Source organism: Parvimonas sp. M20 (genome assembly GCF_035282425.1).
Taxonomy (GTDB): domain Bacteria; phylum Bacillota; class Clostridia; order Tissierellales; family Peptoniphilaceae; genus Parvimonas.
This window is the reverse complement of sequence record NZ_JAYKBQ010000006.1, coordinates 70864-77038: the sequence shown is the minus strand read 5'-3', so window position 1 is coordinate 77038 and position 6175 is coordinate 70864. Positions and strand designations below refer to the sequence as shown.

The 6175-nt window shown below is 28.6% G+C and carries 6 protein-coding genes; all 6 read right to left on the bottom strand.

Features of this window, described 5'->3' with window-relative positions; all coding sequences use genetic code 11:
* Positions 1 to 338: 338 nt before the first annotated feature.
* Genes mobB through VJI93_RS04290 form a run of 6 tightly spaced genes read right to left on the bottom strand, consistent with a single transcriptional unit; the run spans position 339 to position 6153 of the window.
* Complete coding sequence (mobB, locus tag VJI93_RS04315) at positions 339 to 830, bottom strand: molybdopterin-guanine dinucleotide biosynthesis protein B (RefSeq protein WP_323999718.1); 492 nt, start codon at positions 828 to 830, stop codon at positions 339 to 341.
* A complete protein-coding gene (locus tag VJI93_RS04310; RefSeq protein ID WP_323999717.1) occupies positions 820 to 2049 on the bottom strand; it encodes a molybdopterin molybdotransferase MoeA in 1230 nt (409 codons plus the stop codon). The genes mobB and VJI93_RS04310 overlap by 11 nt, the downstream gene beginning before the upstream one ends.
* The gene (locus VJI93_RS04305; RefSeq protein WP_323999716.1) at positions 2039 to 2611 is read right to left on the bottom strand and encodes an AI-2E family transporter; all 573 of its coding nucleotides are present in this window, start codon (positions 2609 to 2611) and stop codon (positions 2039 to 2041) included. Before VJI93_RS04305 ends, VJI93_RS04310 begins: the two co-directional genes overlap by 11 nt.
* A 13-nt stretch (positions 2612 to 2624) precedes the next feature.
* Positions 2625 to 3890 carry a glucose-6-phosphate isomerase gene (locus VJI93_RS04300; RefSeq protein ID WP_323999715.1) on the bottom strand — a complete coding sequence of 422 codons (1266 nt, stop codon included), beginning with the start codon at positions 3888 to 3890 and terminating at the stop codon, positions 2625 to 2627.
* Positions 3890 to 4999: a SpoIIE family protein phosphatase gene (locus tag VJI93_RS04295; protein WP_323999714.1), complete on the bottom strand. Its 1110-nt coding sequence runs from the start codon at positions 4997 to 4999 to the stop codon at positions 3890 to 3892. The genes VJI93_RS04300 and VJI93_RS04295 overlap by 1 nt, the downstream gene beginning before the upstream one ends.
* A gap of 20 nt (positions 5000 to 5019) precedes the next feature.
* Complete coding sequence (locus VJI93_RS04290; protein WP_323999713.1) at positions 5020 to 6153, bottom strand: THUMP domain-containing class I SAM-dependent RNA methyltransferase; 1134 nt, start codon at positions 6151 to 6153, stop codon at positions 5020 to 5022.
* Between the last annotated feature and the right edge of the window lie 22 nt (positions 6154 to 6175).

The following is a 6175-nucleotide window of genomic DNA, read 5'->3' as shown; positions in this document are numbered from 1 at the left end:
ATGGAAAGGCAGGTTTAAATCTGTCTTTCCCAAAAATCTTATTGTAAAATTGTGTCCATTTACTTGACTATGTTGCATTTACATATATTCCAATTATAACCCATTAACTACATTTATTCAATTTTATTCACAATAGAATTAAGTAAAGATATTTTTAAACTAATTTAGTCAATTTCCTCTTTAAAAAATTCAAAAACTTTGCCTAAATTTTAAAAAACATATTCTGCTTTTGTTTAATTTTTCTTGACATAATTAAATCCTCCTATATGTTTTTGTTTTAACACACCAGGAGGATTTTTCGTTTACAATATATTTTACAATCTTGTATTACATTTCAATTAAATATTAAAGTAAGCTTTTATTTTTTTTGCAATTTTTTCATATTCATTTGATTTAAATTGATCAACATCCAAATCATGCTCTACATCTGAAACAATAGCAATTAATTTTTCTTTTTCAGAAATTATTTTTGTCGAATAGCCTGTTCTATAAATTTCAATTCTATCTAAATTTTCCCATTTATATCCTTCAACTAAAACAAAATCATATTCCGTCATTGTTTTTAAAACATCATTTAAAGATTTTTCATAATTCAAGTTTTCGACTGTTATTACTCTGTTTGGACTAACCATTTTTACACAACTTGCCCCAGACTTAGAGAATATATAACTGTCTTTACCCTCTCTATCAAAGTCAAATTCTCTATGATGATGTTTCACAACTCCAACTTTTAATCCTTCTTTAGAAAATATTTTTAACAAGTTTTTTATCAAAGTTGTCTTTCCAACATTAGAACATTCTCCAACTATGGAAATTGCTCTATTGTTCATATAAAAACTCCACTTCAATAATTTCACCTTTAGAAATTTCAGTTTGACTTGGAACAATTACTATGGAATTTTTTGCAACCATTGTAGATAGAACTCCTGATTTTTGACCTTCCTCAATTTCTGTAAAGAATCTTCCGTCTTTGTATGCTGTTGTTGCTCTTAGAATTCTACTAACTTTTGCTTTATTGTTAAATCCATTAGTCAATTCACTTTGTACTTTAAGCATATTATCATTCCTATTTTGTAATCTTAAAATTATTGGTCTAACATAAAGGTAGAAATTCATAAAAGATGCGGCAGGGTTTCCAGATAAAGCAAATATAAATTTACCTTCATATTCTCCAAAGAAAACATGTCCACCCGGTTTTGCCATAACTCTTGTAAAAATAGTCTTTACCCCTATCTTATCTAGTGCAGTTAAAACAAAATCACTATCGCCAACAGAAATCCCCCCTGTGGAAATAACTATATCACTATTTCTTATAGCTTTTTTATACATATCAACTAAAGAATCCAAATCATCATTAACTTTTCCATATTGAATAACTTCAGCATTATAGACTTTTGCAAGTTGTTCTATTGTATAACTGTTACTATTTCTTATCTTTCCATCTTCCATTTCATCAGTAACATCAAGTAATTCACTTCCTGTTGCAAAAACACTCACCAAAGGAGCTTTATATACCTTAATAAAAGGAATTCCTAGACTGGCTAAAACTCCAATTTCTGCAGGAGTTAGAAATGTTCCTTTTTTGATAATTACATCGCCTTTTCTTACGTCTTCACCAAGTCCAATTATATTTTTATTTTTCCCTATTGGAGAAAAAATCTTTACTTCTTTATCGTTAAATTCAGTATCTTCATATCTTACGATACAATTTGCACCACTTGGAACTTTTGCCCCTGTCATCAATCTAACAGCTTGCCCTTTAGAAACTGACTTTTCTGAAACATCTCCTGCCATTATTACATCTATAACTTCCAAGACAATAGGATTTTCTTTACTTGCATTTACAACATCCTCTTCCCTAAAAGCATATCCATCCAATGGAGATTTATCAAAGTTCGGAATATTAACTTTTGAAATTATATCTTCAGCAATAACTTTTTCTAAGGCGTCATTAAAATATACTTTTTCAATTTTTTCTTCAAGATTAATTTCCTCAACTATTTTTCTTGCTTCTTTTAATTCAATTGGTGAAAAATTATTAATTATCATGGTCATCTCCTACACTTTCATAATCATACTTTTTTCTAATTTCTCTTTCTCTTAGTCTTTTCTCTTTTCTTTCTTTCATTTTTCTTTTTTGATCAAAAGAGTAAATGTCATTAATAGTTAAAAAAGTATTCAAAATAAAAATTATTACAGTCATAATTGCAAGACCTTTATTTCCTCCAACAATTCTAGAAATAAGTGCTAAAAAGATTATAATTCCAATTTTAAACTTTAATTTTCTTCCTAATAAAATTGGTTCCAAAACTAACCTGACACATAATATTGTTAGATACAATATCGCTAAATTGGATGCAATTACTACTTCATGGTTAATCAAATTAATTACAATTTGATAAGCCAAATAAAGTCCATTTCCTATTATTGGAACAATTTCCAAAATACCCATAATTAGACCGGCTTTAAATTTGCCAGAATAACCCATAAGGTAAACAGCAATTAATGAAGTAAGCGTTGCTAATAAAACAAGAATTCCTTGAACTTTTAAATAATCTAAAAAAGTTTTTTTACATTTTTTCAGCATAGCTTTTATATAGCTTACATACATTTTTCTTCCTCCTTTACATCTTTTCTAATAATTGATACATATTTTTTTTATAATTATCTACTCCCGGTTGATCAAAAGGATTAACCTCTAACATATATGCAGAAATGGCACAAGACATTTCAAAAAAGTAAATTAACTTTCCGATATTATAGGCATCCAATTTTGGCACCTTAATCCCAATTGTTGGAACATCTCCATCTGTATGTGCTTTTCTCGTTGCCATAACAGCAACCTTATTTATTTCATTAAGTGATTTTTTTGCTAAATAATTTAAGTTGTCAAAATCTTCATCAATAAGAGGAATGATAATATCATTCTTTAACTTTTCAACCTCAATTATGGTTTCAAAAGTAATTTTATTCCCATCTTGAATCATTTGTCCAAAAGAATGTAAATCTCTTGTAAAAATGGCACTTTCTACATAAAGTCCTTTGCCATTTTTCCCTTCACTTTCAGCAAATAATTGTTTCCACCACTCTTGAAGATATGCAAGTTTAAATTCATGTGCAACTAAATATTCTATTTCCTTTTTTTCATCTCTAAACATTGCATTTCTAATAATTGCATATCTTAAGGAAATATTGTCTAAACTTTTCTTAGTATATTCTTCTAAACCATCATTTGCTCCAAGTAAAAGTGCATCAGTATCAATTCCTGCACACATAATGGGAAACAATCCAACAGATGTTAAAACTGAAAATCTTCCACCTATATCATCCGGCACACAAAAAGTTTCATAGCCAACTTTATTGCTTAATTCCTTTAACAATCCACGTTCTGCATCAGTTGTAACAATAATTCTACTTATCGCTTCTTTGCCATATTTTTCTTCACACAATCCTGTTAAAACTCTAAAAGCAACTGCAGTTTCAAATGTACTTCCCGATTTTGAAATTACATTTATGTAAAAGTCCTTGTCTTTTATATATTCAACTAATTCACTCAAATAATCTCCACTTAGGTTATTTCCTGCAAAAACTATGTCCAAACCCTCTTGTTTGAAATAAGGTTTAAGGGCTTTTATAACTGCTTTGGATCCTAAAAAACTTCCTCCAACTCCAACAACAACAAGAACTTCTGAATTTTTCACTTTTTCAGAAAGTTTTTTCATTCTTGAGTATTCTTCTCTATCATAAACTTCCGGATGAGTTACCCAACCTAAAAATTTGCTTCCCAAACCATCTTTATTTAAAATAAAATCTAATGCCTTAAAAGCTTCTTTTTCATAATTACAAAAACATAAATCTTCAGAAAAATCTAGCTCAAAATTATTTGTCATTATAAAACCCTCATACTTAATAATGCAATATCATCTTCTTGAATTCCACATCTAAATTCAGAAACATCTTCAACTAACTTGTCCAAAAGTTCCTTATCAGAAAGTGAATTTTTATATTTATCTACTACATTAAAAAATCTTTCTTCTCCATATTCTTCTCTATTTTTATTCTTTGTTTCAGTAAGACCGTCTGTATAAAATAGTACACAATCTCCATGACAAAGTTTTGCTTTACCTACGGAATATCTACTATCTTGGAATAACCATGAAATTGGCAATCCACTTAATTCTAAGCGCACATTTTTGTCCTTATTAAATAAAATCGGGATAGAATTATGCCCTGCATTTGAATATTCAAATTCACATGTTTCTCTATTATAAATCCCTAAAAATATTGTAAAGTACATTTCTAAATTAAGTTTTGAAAATTCTTTTGATAAAGCTCTTAGTATCTCTCTTGGATATTCTATTTTTCTTCCATGAATTAACATTCTAACAGAAAATTTTATAAACATCGTTATCATACTTGCAGAAATACCATGCCCCATAACATCTGCTATATAAACACAAGTTTTATCATTTGGTAAGTCTATAACATCAAAAAAATCTCCTGACAATTGTTCTGATGATATATATTTATATTCTAAATTTAATCCATCCGTATGACTTAATTTGGATAATAAACTCTTTTGGATATCTGATGCTGTAATCATATCGTTTTTCACCATTTTTTGATATTTCAGCAAATCTTTTTGAATTTTATTACCCTCAGTAATATCTCTAAAAACTTCAATACTACCCCAATACTCCTTTTTGTCATCAAAGATAGGACTACTCTTTACTAAAAAGTCTCTTTCTCCAACTGATAACATTTCAGTTTTTACATCTTCTTTGTGCCCAATGGGTGCAACACATTTTAAAGAGGAAAATTTTTTATCGTTTTTATGTATGTCATCCTCAGAAAATACACAAAACTTTCCTTCTTCATTTTCTAAAAATTTTTTCATACTGGAATTAGTATAGACAATTAGTCCGGTTTTATCAAAAACTCTGACTAAATCTTCCATAAAATCTACCAGTTCAAAATTCCAATGTGTAAACTTATCCATATACATTTTACTATCTCCCATTATTTTGGTTTAGGACCATAAAATTGATAGAAATCAACTTTAATTCTTCCATTAAATAGCTTTCTCTTCCTATCGGCTTTTCTTCCATATAATCTTTCAAAACTTTCTATACTTGTTATTAAATACACTGACCAAGTATCTAATTCTTTAAATTTTTTTCCAAAATCTCTATAAAGCCTTTCAACTTCTTCGATATCTCCCATACGTTCTCCATAAGGAGGATTAGTAACTACAACTCCATATTCATTATACAGATCAACATCTCTCATATCTTTTATAAAAAACGAAATTTCATCATCTACGCCCAAAATATCTGCATTATCTCTTGCAATTAAAATTGAATATCTATCTATATCTGAACCTAAAATTTTTAAATCTCTATCATAATCTATCAATGCTCTTGCAATATTTTTTTCATTTTTTAAAGCATCTTTATCCAGTAAATTCCAATTTTCAAAAGCAAAATTTCTCATAATACCAGGAGCAATATTTCTACCTATCATATAGGCTTCAATGCAAAGAGTTCCACTTCCACAAAAAGGATCATAAAAAACTCTACTTGGCTCCCAAAAAGATAAACTAATCATCGCACTTGCCAAAGTTTCCTTAAGTGGAGCATTCCCCGCTCTCTTTCTATATCCTCTTTTGTGCAAAGCCTCTCCTGAAGTGTCAACGGTAACAGTTGCAATATCCTTTAAAATAGAAACTTCTATGTAATATAGCGCATTTGAAGTTTCGTCAAACCACTCAACTCCATAAACATTTTTAAGTCTATCAACAATTGCTCTCTTTGTAATCTTTTGAATATCTGATAAACTAAGGAGTTTTGATTTTACACTATTAGCATTTACAGGAAATTTATCATTTACTGAAATTAACTCTTCCCATTTTATTTTCTTTATGCCTTGATACAAATCTTCAAAACTTAAAACTTTAAATTCATCCAATTTAAGTAAAATTCTTTCTGCACATCTAACCCATAAATTAACTTTTGCAATATCATTTACATTTGCCAAAAATTCTACTTTTCCATCAGAAACCTTTATATCATCAAAACCAAGTTTAATTATTTCTCTCTTAACAACTGCCTCCAAGCCAAAAGCACAAGTGGCAATTAAAGTTATTTTTTTCATTATTTCTCCATTTATATAAAAA